This window comes from Barnesiella sp. WM24 (genome assembly GCF_004570975.1).
In the GTDB taxonomy this organism is placed as follows: Bacteria; Bacteroidota; Bacteroidia; order Bacteroidales; family Muribaculaceae; genus Muribaculum.
On record NZ_SPPC01000005.1, the window covers coordinates 156290 to 172987 of the forward strand.

18 protein-coding genes are annotated in these 16698 nt (G+C 50.9%); 3 read left to right on the forward strand and 15 right to left on the reverse strand.

The genetic code is table 11. The annotated features are described in order from the left end of the window. Position 1: 1 nt before the first annotated feature. From E4T81_RS06830 to E4T81_RS06870, 9 genes are all read right to left on the reverse strand, one after another. Complete coding sequence (locus tag E4T81_RS06830) at positions 2-589, reverse strand: RnfABCDGE type electron transport complex subunit E (protein ID WP_135042716.1); 588 nt, start codon at positions 587-589, stop codon at positions 2-4. Beyond that, complete coding sequence (locus tag E4T81_RS06835) at positions 582-1184, reverse strand: RnfABCDGE type electron transport complex subunit G (RefSeq protein WP_135042718.1); 603 nt, start codon at positions 1182-1184, stop codon at positions 582-584. Before E4T81_RS06835 ends, E4T81_RS06830 begins: the two co-directional genes overlap by 8 nt. Then, positions 1181-2137 (reverse strand): RnfABCDGE type electron transport complex subunit D, encoded by a 957-nt coding sequence (locus E4T81_RS06840; protein WP_135042720.1) that lies wholly within the window; start codon positions 2135-2137, stop codon positions 1181-1183. The genes E4T81_RS06835 and E4T81_RS06840 overlap by 4 nt, the downstream gene beginning before the upstream one ends. An 11-nt stretch (positions 2138-2148) precedes the next feature. After that, a complete protein-coding gene (gene rsxC, locus E4T81_RS06845; protein WP_135042722.1) occupies positions 2149-3504 on the reverse strand; it encodes an electron transport complex subunit RsxC in 1356 nt (451 codons plus the stop codon). 4 nt (positions 3505-3508) lie between these two features. Beyond that, positions 3509-4345: an RnfABCDGE type electron transport complex subunit B gene (locus E4T81_RS06850; RefSeq protein WP_135042724.1), complete on the reverse strand. Its 837-nt coding sequence runs from the start codon at positions 4343-4345 to the stop codon at positions 3509-3511. A 47-nt stretch (positions 4346-4392) separates the two neighbouring features. Beyond that, a complete protein-coding gene (locus E4T81_RS06855) occupies positions 4393-4815 on the reverse strand; it encodes a SoxR reducing system RseC family protein (protein WP_135042726.1) in 423 nt (140 codons plus the stop codon). Next, a complete protein-coding gene (locus tag E4T81_RS06860) occupies positions 4815-6062 on the reverse strand; it encodes a DUF1015 domain-containing protein (protein ID WP_135042728.1) in 1248 nt (415 codons plus the stop codon). Before E4T81_RS06860 ends, E4T81_RS06855 begins: the two co-directional genes overlap by 1 nt. Before the next feature lie 69 nt (positions 6063-6131). After that, a complete protein-coding gene (locus E4T81_RS06865) occupies positions 6132-7397 on the reverse strand; it encodes an adenylosuccinate synthase (protein WP_135042730.1) in 1266 nt (421 codons plus the stop codon). A 6-nt stretch (positions 7398-7403) separates the two neighbouring features. Then, on the reverse strand, positions 7404-7892 hold the full coding sequence (locus E4T81_RS06870; RefSeq protein ID WP_135042732.1) for a Fur family transcriptional regulator: 489 nt from the start codon (positions 7890-7892) through the stop codon (positions 7404-7406). Between the two features lie 128 nt (positions 7893-8020). Here E4T81_RS06870 and E4T81_RS06875 point away from each other — a divergent pair, with 128 nt between their 5' ends. Next, on the forward strand, positions 8021-9415 hold the full coding sequence (locus tag E4T81_RS06875; RefSeq protein WP_167761757.1) for a YihY/virulence factor BrkB family protein: 1395 nt from the start codon (positions 8021-8023) through the stop codon (positions 9413-9415). Positions 9416-9446: 31 nt separating this feature from the next. Then, the gene (locus E4T81_RS06880; RefSeq protein WP_135042736.1) at positions 9447-9821 is read left to right on the forward strand and encodes a RidA family protein; all 375 of its coding nucleotides are present in this window, start codon (positions 9447-9449) and stop codon (positions 9819-9821) included. An 84-nt stretch (positions 9822-9905) separates the two neighbouring features. On the opposite strand, the gene E4T81_RS06885 is transcribed toward E4T81_RS06880, so the two are convergent. Together E4T81_RS06885 and E4T81_RS06890 are read right to left on the reverse strand one after the other, a co-directional pair. Beyond that, positions 9906-10073: a DNA-binding protein gene (locus E4T81_RS06885; protein ID WP_135042738.1), complete on the reverse strand. Its 168-nt coding sequence runs from the start codon at positions 10071-10073 to the stop codon at positions 9906-9908. Between the two features lie 10 nt (positions 10074-10083). Beyond that, positions 10084-11034, reverse strand: coding sequence for an SPFH domain-containing protein (locus tag E4T81_RS06890; protein WP_135042740.1), 951 nt, complete (start codon positions 11032-11034; stop codon positions 10084-10086). A 148-nt stretch (positions 11035-11182) separates the two neighbouring features. Between E4T81_RS06890 and E4T81_RS06895 the strand changes: the two genes are divergently transcribed. Beyond that, positions 11183-12973 (forward strand): ABC-F family ATP-binding cassette domain-containing protein, encoded by a 1791-nt coding sequence (locus E4T81_RS06895; RefSeq protein ID WP_135042742.1) that lies wholly within the window; start codon positions 11183-11185, stop codon positions 12971-12973. 10 nt (positions 12974-12983) lie between these two features. Here E4T81_RS06895 and E4T81_RS06900 read toward each other — a convergent pair whose 3' ends face one another. The 4 genes from E4T81_RS06900 to E4T81_RS06915 are packed head-to-tail and all read right to left on the reverse strand — an operon-like array spanning position 12984 to position 16695. Next, positions 12984-13580, reverse strand: coding sequence for a cob(I)yrinic acid a,c-diamide adenosyltransferase (locus E4T81_RS06900; RefSeq protein ID WP_135042744.1), 597 nt, complete (start codon positions 13578-13580; stop codon positions 12984-12986). 1 nt (position 13581) lies between these two features. After that, positions 13582-14556 carry an ABC transporter ATP-binding protein gene (locus tag E4T81_RS06905; RefSeq protein ID WP_135042746.1) on the reverse strand — a complete coding sequence of 325 codons (975 nt, stop codon included), beginning with the start codon at positions 14554-14556 and terminating at the stop codon, positions 13582-13584. Between the two features lie 8 nt (positions 14557-14564). Beyond that, positions 14565-15557, reverse strand: coding sequence for an iron ABC transporter permease (locus E4T81_RS06910; RefSeq protein WP_135042748.1), 993 nt, complete (start codon positions 15555-15557; stop codon positions 14565-14567). Between the two features lie 4 nt (positions 15558-15561). Then, positions 15562-16695: an ABC transporter substrate-binding protein gene (locus tag E4T81_RS06915; RefSeq protein WP_245207028.1), complete on the reverse strand. Its 1134-nt coding sequence runs from the start codon at positions 16693-16695 to the stop codon at positions 15562-15564. Positions 16696-16698: the final 3 nt, after the last annotated feature.

Consider the following 16698-nt stretch of genomic DNA (forward strand, 5'->3'; position numbering starts at 1 on the left):
ATTATGAACGATTACGTATATAATTAAACAACGCCACAAGAAATCCAAGGGCAATGAACGCTCCGGGGGCAAGGACAAACACGAGCGAGCCGTAGGTCTCGGGATAAACCTGAGCGCCAAACACGCATCCTGTGCCGAGAATCTCACGCACGGCGCCAAGCAACGTAAGGGCGACAGTGAAACCAAGACCTATGCCGACACCGTCAAATGCGGAATCAATCACGGAATGACGCGATGCAAAAGCCTCGGCGCGTCCAAGCACGATACAGTTTACCACAATAAGAGGGATAAACAATCCAAGGCTTGCGTTAAGCTCAGGGAGATAGGCCTGCATCATCATCTGAAGCAGCGTCACGAATGTGGCAATCACGACAATAAACGCCGGGATACGCACCTTGTCGGGCACGAGGCTCTTGATTGCCGAGATAACGATATTGGAACAGATGAGCACTCCCATCGTCGCGAGACCCATAGACATACCGTTCATTGCAGAGCCTGTGGTGCCAAGCGTCGGACACATACCGAGCAGGAGGACAAATGTAGGGTTTTCCACTACAAGTCCGTTATAGATGATACGTAGTTTATTCATTGTTGCGGTCATTTTTATAAGTCACAAACGCTTTATAACAATCACAAAGTGCCGACAGGAACGCACGCGAGCTGATAGTGGCGGCTGTGATAGCGTCAATGTCGCCTCCATCCTTCGCGACGGTCATGTTGACTGTAGCCGGATCTTTGTCAATGACACTACGGTTACCCTCTTCCATGCGGAACCATTCATTCATCTTGGCTCCAAGACCGGGAGTCTCGGCATGGGAAAGCACCTGATAGCCGCGCACAACACCGTCGGCGTCAAATCCATACATCACTTTCACCTCGCCTGAGAAACCGTTGAGAGTGTAACCCTCTACCGCAGCACCGACAAACTTGTCGCCCTCAAAGGCGGGATAGACGATAAACGGATTACCGCCCACGATCACATTAACATCCTGCGCCTTGGCAAGGGGGTCGTTGTCAAACGCCGGCAACACATCTTTTATAGCATCGACACGGGTCTGCTTTTCAGCCGCAGCTATAGGCTCGGCGGTAACACCGTTGGCCCACGCGAGAAGCGCCGAAGCGACTATGGTAATCACGCCCAGCGAGATTATCATGTTGGGCAGTGTAGAAGCCAGTTTTTTCATTTTTTACTCCTTTCTCCGAACTTACGCGGCTTAATATAACGGTCAATCAGAGGCACGACACTGTTGGCAAGCAGAATAGCGAAAGACACACCCTCTGGATATGCTCCCCACTTACGGATAACGATTGTAATGACTCCGATAAGCACACCGAACACAATCATGCCCTTATGAGACATAGGCGAGGTCACATAGTCGGTAGCCATGAAGCAGGCTCCGAGGATAAGACCGCCCGACAGAAGCTCGACAGCCACATTGTCGCCGAGACAAAGAGTGAACAGAGCTACCGTACCGAGCACGGCAACAGGGATATGCCATGTAATCACCTTCACACAAAGAAGATAGATAAAGCCGATTATCAGGGCTATGGCTGCAACCTCTCCGAGCGAACCGCCCATATATCCGATTGCCTGATTGGCAAGGTTTACATCGGCAGCCTGAATCTCTCCGAGTTTAAGCATGCCGAGAGTTGTCGCTCCGGTAGTGGCGTCGGTATAATTCCAGGTATTTTCCAGCGGGATAGGCCAGGAGGTCATCTGCACAGGGAAAGAGATAAGCAGGAACACACGACCTACAAGAGCCGGATTCCAGATATTGCATCCGAGACCGCCAAACGCCATTTTACCGATACCTATCGCAACGACACAACCGATGAGCACAATCCACACCGGAAGATTGGACGGGAGGTTAAAGGCGAGAAGCAGACCGGTCAGTATAGCCGACCCGTTGGCAAGTGTAGCCTCCGGATTGCCAAACATCCAGCGGTTCACGACATACTCGGTGACCATGCAGCCGAGCAGTGCGGTGACAGTCACGATCAAAGCACCCACTCCAAAGAAATAGAGCGAGCATGCGAGCGCAGGAAGGAGCGCTATTATGACGTGCCACATGCATGACGACACGGTTCTGCGTGTGTGGACATGAGGCGACGCCGAAATTGTTAACATTGGGCTCATTTTTCCATTGTTTATTTTTGCTGGCGCGCACGGATGATGCCGCCGACAGTAGTTTTACCAAGTCTAATAAAATCAAGTATCGGACGGGTGGACGGGCAAATAAAGCTACAGCAACCACACTCGATGCAGTTCATCACTTTAGCCTCCTCTACCTCTTCCCACCTTCCGAGGCGTGAAAGCGTGCTTATGAGATAAGGCTCGAGCCCCATTGGGCACGCGCTGACACACGACGCACAGCGGATACACGGCTCAACCTTGTTGCGCACAGCCTCTTTCTCAGGAAGCATCAAGATGCCGGAAGTACCTTTCACGGTGGGCGCGTCAATCTGCACGACGCTCTTACCCATCATCGGACCGCCAAGGATAATCTTTCCCGTGTCGGCAGGCACTCCGCCGGCAACATCTATGAGCTCTTTCATGTTGATGCCTATGGCAGCGCGGTAATTGCCCGGCTTCGCTACCGAAGGACCTGTCACAGTAACGACACGCTCGATAAGCGGCTTGCCAAACTTCACCGCCTCATAGACAGCATAGGCAGTGGCTACATTCTGGACTATCGCACCGGTAGCGATAGGGAGCGCCCCTGAAGGCACTTCCTTGCCTATCGTTGCATCGATAAGCTGCTTTTCACCGCCCTGCGGATATTTCACTTTCAGCCCCATCACTTCAATGCGGCTGTCGGCAGCGGCAGCCTTTGCTGTAAGGAGGTCGATGGCGTTGCCCTTGTTTGCCTCGATGCCTATTATGGCACGTTCAACTCCGGCAGCCTTCATAAGCAACTGCACTCCGGCAATAATCTCGTCGGGACACTCAAGCATCAACGCATGGTCATTGGTAAGATAGGGCTCACACTCTACAGCATTGATTATAAGCACCTCAGCCGTGCTGCCCGGAGGGGGCGACAGCTTCACTTTTGTAGGGAAGGTAGCACCTCCGAGACCCACTATTCCGGCGCCATCGATGATAGCGACAAGCGCCTTTGAATCAAGGGCGGCTATCTCCTCATCGCTACGCAGCGGTTTAAGCGCGGCGATTGCCTCGATATCGCGCTTGTGGTCCTCCTCGTCGGCGGTAATGGTCACGGTGTCGACGGGGATGCCCAACGCGGTCTTATACTTGTCAATTTTTGTCACTGTACCGGAGATTGAGGCGTGTACATTAGCCGACACAAAACCTCCCGCCGCGGCAACAAGGTCGCCACGGTTAACATGGTCGCCCTTCTTTAATTCACATTTTGCCGGAGCTCCGATATGTTGCGCAAAGGTAATTACCACTTCGCGCGGCAGCTCTACGGGGACAATCTTCTCCGAGGCTGTCAGTTTACTTTCAGGCGGATGCACTCCACCTTTACGAAATGTATGCAACATGGTGTTATTCGGTTACCTTGGTTTCCTTTACTATTCTCGTGGTGTGGATAGCCTTTGTCGGGCATTCAGCCACACACTTGTGACACAGACGACACTTCTCGAAGTCGATATAAGCGAGATTGTCGGCTACGGTGATTGCCTCAAACGGGCACACCTTCTGACACTTGCCACAGCCGATGCAGGCTGCCGAACATTCTTTACGCGCTTGCGCTCCGCGATCCTTGTTGGCACAAGCCACCCAGACACGCAGACCCTTCGGTCCCTTGGCACGCAGCTCGAAAATGTGGCGCGGACAAGCTTTGGCACATGCACCGCAGCCGGTACATTTGTCATAATCCACGACAGGAAGTCCGGTCACGGGATCCATGTGCAGCGCGCCGAAACGGCAAGCACCCACACAGTCGCCACAGCCGAGACACCCGTAGGGGCAATCGGTAGTGCCGGCACTCAGCGAGCTGAGAATGGCACATGAGCGCGGACCGTCATAATTGGAAGTTGTGGGGCGGTTTTCGCACGAACCGTTACAACGCAGCACAGCGACCATAGGCTTTGCCGCCACTGCGGTAAGTCCGACAATTTCTGCGATTTTACCCATCGCTTCCTCGCCGGCACCGGGACACATCAGATTGTCAAGCGAATCGGCGGTGGCGCAGGCACATGCAAAATCGTGACAGCCCGAACGACCGCAGCTACCACAGTTGGCACCCGGCAGAAGCCCTTCAATCTGTTCGATACGAGGGTCTTCTTCCACATAAAACCGCTTCGAGACAATAAAGAGAATCAAGGCACTCAAGATGCCTATGCCTCCTAAAATTAAAATAGCAATAATGATTGGTGACATCTCACGGTAATTTGTTGGTATTAATTAATGATTTAGTTAGTGTATTCTTAAAGCTTCTCAATAGACCAGGAGAACCCGCGATTCACGCGTCCTCTCATAAGGTATAGCCCGCCGAAGTAAAGCGACACAAGCAGCAGCCCCGACAAGGCACACAGTCCCTCGTCAAACCCTGCCGCCGAAGCTATCGCCACGCCGGCGGCAAGCGCGATACACGGCAATACGAGCGCTATCAATGTGGCGGAATACTGCTTGCGGTCGGAAATGGCAAGCCTCACGCTCTCGCCACAGGAAAACCGCCCGCTATCATTGACCGGCACATTGATAACGTCACTGTCGTCATCACCCGAAGTCTTGCACATAAACCTTACGCTGCATCCGCCACACTTATCGGCGCCGTCATGTATCTTCACACCGACAGACCCCGCAGTTACCTTGACCACGGTGCCTGTATGGGTAATCGTGCCGGTCATCAGTCGGCAAGCTTATGTATTACAAGTCCGGAGCGCAATTTCGGTTCAAACCAGGTGGTTTTCGGAGGCATAATATTGCCGGTGTCGGCAATACGCATAAGCTGCTCCATCGACACCGGATACAGCGCGAGCGCTACCGCCATCTCGCCTGAATCGACGCGGCGCTTCAGCTCGCCGAGACCGCGTATGCCGCCCACAAAGTCAATGCGCTTGTCACTGCGAAGGTCATGTATGCCAAGAATGTCGCGAAGTATCAGGTCGCTTGACACCGTAACGTCAAGCTGCCCTATCGGGTCACTGTCATCATATGTGCCTTCGCGAGCCGTAAGGCTGTACCACTTCCCGTCAAGATAGAGCGAGAAGTTGTGGAGCTTGCAGGGGCGATACTCGTCTTCACCCTTCGGCTCTATCTCAAAGCTCTTGTCAAGAGCCTCAAGAAAGTTTTCAGGAGTCAAGCCGTTAAGGTCACGCACCACGCGGTTATAGTCAATAATGGTAAGATGTGACGCGGGGAAAGCTACAGCGAGGAAATAATTGTATTCCTCTTCACCGGTATGAGCCGGATTAGCCTTTGCTTTTTCATTGCCGACAAGCGCGGCAGCGGCAGTGCGATGATGACCGTCGGCAATATACAGCGAGGGCATCGCCTCAAACGCATCGGTAATCTCGCGGGTCAAAACATCGTCGTCAATCACCCAGAACTGATGGCCGAAGCCGTCGGGGGCAACGAAGTCATATTCCGGAGCGCCGGCTGTAACCGTCTTGATTATGCGGTCAAGCACGTCGCAGTCGGGGAATGCAAAAAACACAGGCTCTATGTTGGCGTCGTTGACACGCACATGCTTCATGCGGTCCTCTTCCTTGTCGCGACGGGTAAGCTCATGCTTTTTAATGCGTCCCTCCATGTAGTCGTCCACATTTGCCGCCACGACAAAGCCATACTGAGTCCTGCCGTTCATAGTCTGAGCATATATATAGTAATGCTCCTTTTCATCCTGCACGAGCCAGCCGTTGCGCTGAAAGGCGTTGAAATTGCTCACAGCCTTGTCATAGACCTTAGGGTCATGCTCATCGGTGCCTGGTTCAAAGTCGATTTCTGGCTTTATTATGTGATAGAGCGACTTCTCGTTGCCGAGAGCCTCCTCACGCGCCTCCTCGGAGTTCAGCACGTCATAGGGCCTTGAGGCCACCTGAGTGACAAACTCGCGAGGCGGGCGTATGCCCCTGAATGGTTTTACCTTTGCCATTGCTTGTCAGTTTTTTATGATATTAATTTTTAGATTGTCATGATGACGTCATGCCTTATCGGGCAGTTGTCATCCTCTTATGATTGTCTGCTCCCTGTCGGGACCTATAGACACAATTGTAATCGGAGTCTTGAGCTCTTTCTCAAGGAATGTGATGTAATCCTTGAACTGCTGCGGGAACTCGTCTTCGCTCTTCATCGCCGTCATGTCGGTCTTCCAGCCGGGGAGAGTGACATAAACCGGCTTGATTTCGTCTTCCTCGATTGAGAACGGGAAATCCTCTACGCGCTCGCCGTTGATTTCATAAGCCACACATGCCTTAATCTCATCAAATCCGTCAAGCACGTCGCTCTTCATCATGATAAGCTGGGTGACACCGTTAATCATTATGGCATATTTTAGAGCCACGAGGTCAATCCATCCGCAGCGGCGTTCGCGTCCGGTGACGGCACCGTATTCATGACCGAGGTCACGTATCAGCTTGCCTGTCTCGTCAAACAGCTCTGTCGGGAACGGACCCGCTCCGACACGTGTACAGTAAGCCTTGAATATACCGAACACTTCACCGATTTTATTGGGAGCAACTCCAAGACCGGAGCATGCACCGGCACAGATGGTATTGCTTGAGGTGACAAACGGATAGCTTCCGAAGTCCACGTCAAGCATTGTGCCCTGCGCGCCTTCACATAACACACTCTTTCCAGAGTCAAGAAGCTTGTTGACAAGATGCTCGCTGTCTACAATGTCATATTCCTTTATATATGCTATAGCATCGAGCCACTTCTGCTCCAGTTCCGAAAACTCGGGATTCTCGCCCATAGAGCGCAGAATCGCCACATGACGGTCACGCGCAGCAGCATACTTCTTATCGAAATTGTGGTAAACATCGCCGAGACGCAGACCGTTACGGCTCACCTTGTCGGTGTAAGTAGGGCCGATACCCTTTCCGGTAGTGCCGATCTTTGCTCCGCCCTTAGCCTTCTCGTTTGCAGCGTCAAGGAGGCGGTGGGTAGGCATAATAAGATGTATCTTCTTTGAAAGCTTCAGTATCTTTTTAAGATCCATTCCGCTCTTTTCAAGAGCCTCTGCCTCTTCACGGAAAAGCACCGGGTCAAGCACGACACCGTTTCCGATTATATTTGTCTGACCATGCTGGAATATTCCTGACGGAATCGACCGGAGCACATATTTCTTTCCCTCAAACTCAAGAGTGTGACCGGCATTTGGACCGCCCTGAAAACGTGCCACCACATCGTAGCGAGGCGTAAGTACATCTACTACTTTTCCTTTACCTTCATCGCCCCATTGCAGGCCGAGCAAAACGTCAACTTTCATGTTATTCTATATTGTTTTGTTTTTCAGTTTTTTCGTTTCATAGCGCTTGTTACGGCGGGCGCAAGCCGCACATATTCCGTAGACATATAGACAAAAGTAGGATGTGTGGAACGCCGAGTAACTGCGTGAGTTCATAAATCTTACAAGCTCGGGGTCCTGCGACTCCTTTATTTTGCCACACTGCTGGCAGATGAGATGCAAGTGATTGGACATGCCGGTCACCAGCTCATACTGAGCCGGCTGTGTGCCAAACTGATGACGTCTTACAATGCCGCAGTCGGTAAACAGCTCCATCGTATTGTAGAGCGTCGCCCGGCTCACATGAAAGCCGTCATCCTCGATAGCCGCATACAATGCCTCGATGTCAAAGTGGCGCGTCATCGCACACACTTTGTCAAGTATAGCATAGCGCTCCGGGGTCTTCCTTAGTTTCTTCACCCTAAGATACTCCGTAAGCGCGGCTCTTGCCATTGTCCGTGACTTGTCGTCAATCATCGTAGTGCAAAGATACGTCAATCTGCGTTGTTAACCAAATTTTAGTTCTCTAAATGTTTTTAATGCTAAATCAGACTTTTCACAGAGTTTTTTTGTTATTTTGCAAAACGGTTAAAAATACGACAAGAATGACAGGCGACAAAAAGACCACCCCATCAAGACTGTCCGGGCTTATAAAGACCTGGACAGAGAGGGCCCGTAATTTCTGGACATACTGCACCACAGGGGTGTGGAGCGACACACGCCGCAACTGGAAAGTAAACACGATAAAGACCCTCAACCTGTCGGCTCAGTCATTCATGAACAGCGAGCTGCAAAACAGAGCCTCGATGCTTACTTACAACACATTGCTTGCCATTGTGCCCGCGCTTGCGCTGCTCTTTGCCATCGGCAGGGGATTCGGGTTTCAGAACCTGCTGAAATCGCAGCTTTTCACCTTTTTCCCTTCTCAGCGCGAAGTGCTGGAGACTGCAATAGGCTTTGTCGACCATTATCTTGCCCAGGCGTCACAGGGGATTTTTGTCGGAGTAGGTCTTGTGTTTCTGCTCTGGACCATGATTTCCCTCATGAGCAATATTGAAGACTCGTTCAACAAGGTGTGGGGAGTAAAAAGCAACCGCCCTATGGCGCGAAAGGTGATTGACTACACGGCAATCATGTTTTTACTGCCGATATTGATGGTGTGTTCAAGCGGAATCTCCCTGCTCATGTCGACAACGATTGTCGACAATCCCCACTTCAAGATATTCTCTCCGGCAGTAAAGGTGCTTCTTGACCTTGCGCCGTTTTTCCTTACGTGGCTGTCGTTTACCGGGATGTACATGCTTTTCCCAAACACCAAGGTAAAATTCAAGCATGCACTTTATTGCGGTACCCTCGCAGGCACGGCGTTCCAGATACTGCAATATCTTTTTGTGTCAGGACAGATATATGTGTCGAAATACAATGCCATATATGGTAGCTTCGCATTTCTTCCGCTGCTGCTCATATGGCTTCAGCTCGTGTGGAGCATCACCCTTGCCGGAGCGGTGCTGTGCTACTCGTCACAAAACATCTTTCAGTTTAACTTCAGCAATGACATAAACGCCATGTCGCTCGACTATAAACGCAAGATAGCGGTCGTGATCATGACCATAATAGTCAAGCGCTTCAGCCAGCGTCTTCAGCCGTTAACCATTATGGATTTCGCCGCTCTCTACCACATGCCGTCACGCATAGTAACCGATCTTATACGCGAAATGGCCGATGCCGGACTGCTCTCAATCGTATATTCCGAAAACGAGAAAGAACAGCACGCATATCAGCCCGCGGTCGACATCCACGAAATAACTCTCGGCTTCGTACTTGACAAACTTAATTCCCAGGGAACCGAAGATTTCATACCAAACTTTCAGGAAGAGTTTGCACCCATAATCAACGAAGTAGAAAACTCGATTCAGTCAACGATAAAAAATGGCTCTGAGGTGGTGCTGATGAATATCGCAGTCGACATATCGGGCACACCGTCAACGAGACATAAATAATGATTAATAAAAACAATACAAACAAAAACAGATGAAAAATCCTATTTCCACCAATGAGGCACCGGGGGCTATCGGGCCCTACAGCCAGGCTATCGACACAGGTTCATTTATCTTCGCGTCAGGACAGATTCCCATCAACCCTGCCGACGGAAGCATCCCCGAGGGCATCAAGGCGCAGACCGCCCAGTCACTCGCCAATGTAAAAGCAATCCTTAAAGCTGCGGGACTGACAACGGCAAATGTCGTAAAGACCACAGTATTTCTTGCTGACATGGGTGACTTTGCAGCAATGAACGAGGTTTATGCCGAGACATTTGAGGCTCCCTACCCTGCCCGCTCTGCGGTTGCTGTAAAGACCCTTCCTAAAAATGTACTTGTAGAAATAGAAGTCATCGCTGCGCGATAGACCGCAGCACCGTAAAAAAAGATAAACCGTGGGAAGTCCGGGCAATACCGGAATATCTTCCCACGGTTTATCTTTTTCCGAAGTTCACCTCACTTTGCGCTTGTAGCGACGCAAAGCATCAGCGATAATCCACTGCAACTGTCCGTTGACAGAGCGGAACTCCTGCGCCGCCCAGCGCTCCACTTCAGCCATTATTTCAGGCTCCAGGCGGAGCAGGAATCCCTTGCTTCTGATTTGCCGTTTTTCTTCCACGACACCACAATTATTGATAAAGTGTACCGGCGTTTACGACAGGCTGTGCCGGCTCATCGGCACAAAGCACCACAAGCAAATTGCTGACCATAGTCGCCTTACGCTCGTCATCGAGCTCGACCACCGCCTCTTCCTTCAGGCGGTCAAGCGCCATCTTCACCATCGAGACGGCTCCCTCGACTATTTTCTCGCGGGCGGTGATAATTGCCGTAGCCTGCTGCCTGCGGAGCATCACTGCAGCAATCTCAGGCGCATAGGCAAGATAATTCAGGCGTGCCTCCACGACAGTAATGCCTGCCATTGAAAGTCGTTCGTTAATCTTGTGCTCAAGCAGTTCGTTGATCTCCTCGCCTCCACTGCGCAATGTAAGCTCGCCATCGCGGCTATCGGTCTCGTCGTAAGCGTAACGGCTTGCCACCTCACGCAGGGCGGCATCACTCTGAATGCCGACAAAGCGAGCAAGCGCATTTGCCGTGTCACCCTGGCTTACCGACATCATGTTCAGGCTCTTTTGCTCACTATCGACGTCAAATACCGCGCGATAGGTATCCTCCACTTTCCATACAAGCACCATGCCTATCATAACGGGATTTCCCGATTTGTCGTTGACCTTGATCGGCTCTATATCGATATTGCGCAGACGCAGGGAGATTCTTTTACGGTTCATCAGCGGGTTTACCCAGAAAAATCCGGTATTACGCAGTGTTCCCTTGTATTTGCCGAAAAACACCATGACCCTCGATTCATTGGGCTGCTGGGTAAAAAAGCCAAATGAAAAGATAATGATTGACACAATGATTATCATTGACAGCAAGACTGAGGCGTCACGAAACACCTCCATGACAAAAGAAAGATTAAACATCAGCAACAACGGAAGCAATATATAAATGACGAGCAGCATGACAAACCCGTTAAGAATCACCCCGGTGTACTGAAATTCTCTGTTTTCCGACTTTTCCATATGATATTATTTTGATATTATTTACATATCGCAAAAATAATTCAATCCGGTCCAAATAACAAATATTTTGTCAAGATTTTATCATCTGTAGATTGACCGAGGCACAATCTTGTAGTATCTTTGCAGTAAACAAATAAAAAATCAATCAATGGCAACAAGCTTTCTTCAAGTCGATAAGTTAACAAAAAGTTATGGCGACAGGATGTTATTTGAAGATGTCACCTTCGGAGTGTCAGAAGGCGACAAAATAGGCATCATCGCTAAAAACGGGACAGGCAAGTCCACGCTGCTCAACATTATCGCCGGAAAGGAAAGCCCCGATTCCGGAGAAATAATATTCCGCAACGGCTTGCGTGTCGGCATTCTTGACCAGACACCAGTCTTCGGACAAAACACGACTGTCATGGATTACTGCCTTGACGTGAGACACGACTTTCATGACGATGACGAAGCCCGCGACTACGCCGACCGCTGCCGGCAGCTTTTGTCGCAGCTCGGCATAAACGACACCGGAGCAAGCATTGCCACTCTATCGGGCGGACAGGCAAAACGGGTGGCGCTCGCAAAGGTGATACTGTCAGAGCCGGAACTGATAATACTCGACGAACCTACCAACCATCTTGACATAGCCGTAATCGAATGGCTCGAAAACTGGCTAAAACGGTCACGCGTAACTCTGCTCATGGTGACCCATGACCGATATTTCCTTGACCGGGTGACAAACAAAATCATCGAAATAGACCAACGACAGATATTTACCTACGACGGCAACTATGACTACTATCTGCGCCGACGCCGCGAACGCATCGAGGCACTCACCTCCGAACTCGCCAAGGTAAAAAACACCCTGCGCAAAGAGCAGGAATGGATGCGCCGACAGCCGCAGGCAAGAGCGGGTAAGGCAAAATACCGTATCGACGCCTTTTACGACCTTAAAAGCCGCTCACGCGTCAACCTTACAGAAGAAAATGTAGCTCTTAACGTGAAGTCATCCTATATAGGGTCAAAGATTTTCGAGGCAGAGGGTGTAAGCAAAAAATTTGGCGACAAGGTCATACTTGACGATTTCACCTACACATTTTCACGTTATGAAAAACTTGGCATCATAGGGCATAACGGTGCCGGCAAATCAACGTTTATCAAAATGCTGCAGGGTCTTGTACCGGTCGACAGCGGAGCGTGGAACGTAGGTGAAACCGTAAAATTCGGATATTACAGTCAGGAAGGCATTGCGTTTGACGACAACAAGCGTGTCATCGACGCTATCACCGACATCGCCGACGACATAGTGGTTAACGGAGACTGCCGTTACTCACCGATGCAGTTTCTCACCCATTTCCTCTTTTCTCCCGCCGACCAACAGAAATATATCCACACGCTCAGCGGCGGCGAACGCGCAAGGCTGCATCTCGCTTCCGTGCTGATGCAGTCACCTAATTTCCTTATCCTTGACGAGCCTACCAATGACCTTGACATTGTGACCCTCGGAATATTGGAGGACTATCTGCGCGGATTCAAGGGGTGTCTTATCGTCGTGAGTCATGACCGCTTTTTCCTTGACAATATTGTCGACCATCTGTTTGTGTTTGAAGGAGATGGCGTGATTCGCGATTTTCCCGGAAATTACACCGACTATCGCGAATACACCGAAGAACGCCGCAAACTGTCGGAGCCGAAGAAAGCGCAGGAACAGCCAAAAGAGAAGCCACGCAACAATCGTGAATCATCCAACAAGATGACATTCAAGGAACGTAAAGAATTTGAGACGCTCACAGAAGAGATTGACTCCCTGACAGCTGAGAAGGCCGAACTGGAAGCCGCGTTCAACAGTGGCGAGGTTGTCGATGACATACTTGGCAAGTCAGCCCGTTATGAAGAGATAAAAGCAATTCTTGATGAAAAAGAGCTGCGCTGGCTTGAACTGTCGGAAAAAAGCTGAAATCAGCCGCTTATTCCATGAACGGGCATCCTGACTCGCCTTTCCCTGCCCTCACCCTGAACAACCGCCATCTCTCCTCAGGGATGTCGGCATCAAGAGCCTCGGCGCGTGCCATCACGAAAAACAGGTCGGAAAGGCGATTGACATAGACCATTATTCCCGGCTCTACCTCATCAGCCTCATTAAGGCGCCACAGGCATCGTTCAGCCCTGCGTGCCGTGACTCGCGCATGATGCAGAAAAGCCGACACAGAGTCACCGCCCGGCAAAATAAAATATTCAGGCTTGCCGGTTGACCCTGTAATCTCATCGATACAATCCTCAAGCTCCTCCACATTAGCAACAGGAAAAGAGCCGCTGTCGCAGGAACGCAGACATGAAGGCGTCGCTACATTACTCATCAGCCTCATCAATGTCATCTGTATCTTTCTAAGAACCGGCTGCCGGAGATTAGACGCATCCATCAGGGAACGCACGATTCCGACTGCCACATTAAGTTCATCCAGAACACCCAGTGCCTCAATACGCAGGTCGGTCTTCAGCACCCTTCCACCGCCATGCACCGACGTATATCCTGTATCACCCGTGCGGGTATATATCTTATTCATTTCACACTATAGCTTCAAGCAGCGAAGCAATGTCCATATAACGCACTCCGCCAAATTCAAATGCATCATCAGTCACTACAATCTCATCATCGGCGCTGTCAGTCAATGCTATGGCATTTCGGGCAAGAGCCTTGACAACCATGTTGTAACGGACACCCGCACCTCTTACCGCCATCTCCCTCACAGGCGTCATCGATATTCCAAACAAGCCGGTAGAGGCATCAAACCTGACTCCTTCGCGCTCAAAGTAAGACGCAAGAGCCCCATTCAGTGCAAGATCCTCAGGCGTCCCGGTCGTGACTCCCCTTGACTTGTCGACAAGCCATATTTTGTCGGCGGTCAGCAACGCAAGTTCAAGATCATGGGTCGACATGAACACAGTCTTTCCCTGACTGCGTGCAAGCGAGAGCAAGAGTTGCATAAGTTCCACTTTACTGGGAAAATCAAGAAACGCGGTAGGCTCGTCAAGAAATATCACCTTAGTCTGCTGGGCGAGAGCCTTGGCAATCATCACCTTCTGCCGCTCACCGTCACTAAGCGTATCCACCATACGGTCAGACAAAGAGGAAATCCCGACAAGCGCCATAGCCTCATCCACTATCGCCTTATCCTCCAGGGAAAGCCCGCCCCAAAAACCCGTATAGGGCGAGCGTCCAAGCCCGGCGAGCTCGCGTGCCGACATGTTGCCGAGCGACACCCTGTCGGTAAGTACGACCCCGATAAGTTTTGCTAGCGCAGAATTGGAATAAGACCCGAGCGGCATGCCAAACAATTCAATATCACCCTTTACTGCCGGGATGAAGGAGGAAAGCGTCTTCAAAAGTGTCGACTTGCCTGCGCCGTTCTGTCCCAGAAGACATGTAAGCTCGCCTGCATGAAGCGACGCGTTTATTCCCGAGGTAATAATCCTGGTGTCACGTCCCGAGATGTAACCGGTAGATAGGTTACGTAGATTTACTGTGATTTCATGTATCATAAGCCAATCTATTTACGATGACGCAACAACACCCATAACACGACAGGCGCACCAATCAATGGCGTCACGGCATTAATCGGAATCACATTGCCCGACGGCAATATGCACAGCAACGAGCAGCCGAGAGCCACGGCTGAACCACACAACAGCGTGGCAGGCATAAGTATGCGATGATTGTCGCTGCGGAATATCATGCGCGCGATATGTGGCACGGCAAGACCGATAAACGACACCGGTCCGCAATAAGCCGTAATCACAGCCGACAGCAATCCGGTGGCAAGCAACAGGAGATTCCTCACCCGCTTTATGTTAACCCCGAGATTACGCGCGTATCCGGCACCGAGAAGCATTACGTTAAGCGGCTTTATCAGCAAGAGGGAGAGGAATATACCGCCGAGGGTAATCGCCGAAAACAGCGGCAGCTGATTCAGAGAGACCCCGTTAAAGCTGCTCATGCCCCACATCACATAATTCTGCACGCCTTCAGCCGTCGACACATAGTTAAGCAGCATGATTACCGACGAGGCAAGATAACCAATCATAATACCGGTAATCAGCAGCATCAGGTCATTTTTCAACATTGTCGACAGCCCGAGAAGCAGCGCCATTATCAGAAGGCTTCCCGCAAACGCACCCAATATCACTGCCGCATAGCCCCCGACAGTAAGCGTGCCCACTACCACAGAACCGCCAAAAAGCAGCATGACAAGAGCCACGCCGAGGCTTGCTCCGGATGTTATGCCAAGTATTGACGGACCGGCGAGCGGATTTCGGAATGAAGTCTGCAACATAAGTCCGGAGACGGCGAGCCCGGCACCCGCGAGAAGCGCAGTGACAGCCATAGGCAGGCGACTGCCCGTCACAATAAATCCCGCAGCACCGTGGGAGTCACCGCCAAGCAGTATATCCAGCACCTCACTTGCGGGAATATCTACTGAACCGATAAACAGGTTCAGCAGAAACAACACGGCAACTAATATGGAAATTATTGCAAACTTCATTATGTCACGGTTTCATTTTGGTAAAATAACGTGTGGCGTTTATATCACCGTTTCCGTCATGAAAGATAGTGATAAGGTCATTCAACAGCCATTGAGGGTGAAAAGGCACCTCTTCATAGAAATAGGTACCGGTCGTATTGCAGCCAAACACCCTACCCTCTTTCAACGCTTTAAACTGCGGATATATTGCATTGTCGGCAGCAAGTTCGCTCAACGTCTTGTCGGTTGTCTGAGAGTAACGCACAAGCCAGATGTCGGCATCAGACGCCCTGTAGAGAACCTCTTCGCCCGCAAGCCCCACACTGCCGCTGCGGTCGTAGGACTCAAACGGGTTTTCTCCGCCGGCATCCTTTATGAACGTACCCATCGTCGAGTTGGCCGACGGCACATACCAAACCTGCCCATAAAGACGGTCGATTATCACATTTGGACGTGAAGCCGCGGCAACTGACCGCTTGAGTGCATTATACTCCGATTCAGTAGCCTCAAACATCTTCTGAGCCTCATCCTCTTTTCCAAAGAGCATCCCGTAAAACCTCATCCATTCAGCTCGCGCGAGAGGCGTGGTCTCCATATAGTCGGCACACTCTATGATGGGGATTCCGAGCTGCCCTACCTTTCCGTAGGTGCCGGAGTTCTCAAAAGGCGACAGCATTATGCCGTCGGGCGACATATTGATTATGCGCTCTATGTCAGGGGAGGTTCCTATTCCGCAATCAACCACCTCGCCCGACGCGATACGTTCAGAAAGGTCACGCTGATGTATATAACGGGCATCACAAACCCCCTTTATGGCATCAATCGCACCTAACTCACTTACAAGACTGTTATGGACCGACGAATATATGAGAGCCCTTTTCATCGGAGTCCTGACCAAAGTCCCTTCAGGCAAGGAGGACGGAAGTTCCACACTGTCAGGGACAAGGAGATACGTATGCAATACGCGCGTCGTGTCCCAGGGATTACGGACCGAGGCGACTGTAAACCCGTCATGTCTGACAAGACTGATATTACGGGCATACTTCATCTTTATCGTATCGCCCTCTTCCGCGATAATATGAGCATTGCCGCCCTTGCACGAAGCAAGGAGCGGCAACACTGCTACCAAAAGTAACCTGATCAAAGGCTGTATTTTCATGTC

Excerpts from the sequence above, each read along its gene's own strand:
- E4T81_RS06830 (WP_135042716.1), bottom strand. The coding sequence starts at position 589 with ATGAATAAACTACGTATCATCTATAACGGACTTGTAGTGGAAAACCCT.
- E4T81_RS06835 (WP_135042718.1), bottom strand. The coding sequence starts at position 1,184 with ATGAAAAAACTGGCTTCTACACTGCCCAACATGATAATCTCGCTGGGC.
- E4T81_RS06840 (WP_135042720.1), bottom strand. The coding sequence starts at position 2,137 with ATGAGCCCAATGTTAACAATTTCGGCGTCGCCTCATGTCCACACACGC.
- rsxC (WP_135042722.1), bottom strand. The coding sequence starts at position 3,504 with ATGTTGCATACATTTCGTAAAGGTGGAGTGCATCCGCCTGAAAGTAAA.
- E4T81_RS06850 (WP_135042724.1), bottom strand. The coding sequence starts at position 4,345 with ATGTCACCAATCATTATTGCTATTTTAATTTTAGGAGGCATAGGCATC.
- E4T81_RS06855 (WP_135042726.1), bottom strand. The coding sequence starts at position 4,815 with ATGACCGGCACGATTACCCATACAGGCACCGTGGTCAAGGTAACTGCG.
- E4T81_RS06860 (WP_135042728.1), bottom strand. The coding sequence starts at position 6,062 with ATGGCAAAGGTAAAACCATTCAGGGGCATACGCCCGCCTCGCGAGTTT.
- E4T81_RS06865 (WP_135042730.1), bottom strand. The coding sequence starts at position 7,397 with ATGAAAGTTGACGTTTTGCTCGGCCTGCAATGGGGCGATGAAGGTAAA.
- E4T81_RS06870 (WP_135042732.1), bottom strand. The coding sequence starts at position 7,892 with ATGATTGACGACAAGTCACGGACAATGGCAAGAGCCGCGCTTACGGAG.
- E4T81_RS06875 (WP_167761757.1), top strand. The coding sequence starts at position 8,021 with ATGACAGGCGACAAAAAGACCACCCCATCAAGACTGTCCGGGCTTATA.
- E4T81_RS06880 (WP_135042736.1), top strand. The coding sequence starts at position 9,447 with ATGAAAAATCCTATTTCCACCAATGAGGCACCGGGGGCTATCGGGCCC.
- E4T81_RS06890 (WP_135042740.1), bottom strand. The coding sequence starts at position 11,034 with ATGGAAAAGTCGGAAAACAGAGAATTTCAGTACACCGGGGTGATTCTT.
- E4T81_RS06895 (WP_135042742.1), top strand. The coding sequence starts at position 11,183 with ATGGCAACAAGCTTTCTTCAAGTCGATAAGTTAACAAAAAGTTATGGC.
- E4T81_RS06900 (WP_135042744.1), bottom strand. The coding sequence starts at position 13,580 with ATGAATAAGATATATACCCGCACGGGTGATACAGGATATACGTCGGTG.
- E4T81_RS06905 (WP_135042746.1), bottom strand. The coding sequence starts at position 14,556 with ATGATACATGAAATCACAGTAAATCTACGTAACCTATCTACCGGTTAC.
- E4T81_RS06910 (WP_135042748.1), bottom strand. The coding sequence starts at position 15,557 with ATGAAGTTTGCAATAATTTCCATATTAGTTGCCGTGTTGTTTCTGCTG.
- E4T81_RS06915 (WP_245207028.1), bottom strand. The coding sequence starts at position 16,695 with ATGAAAATACAGCCTTTGATCAGGTTACTTTTGGTAGCAGTGTTGCCG.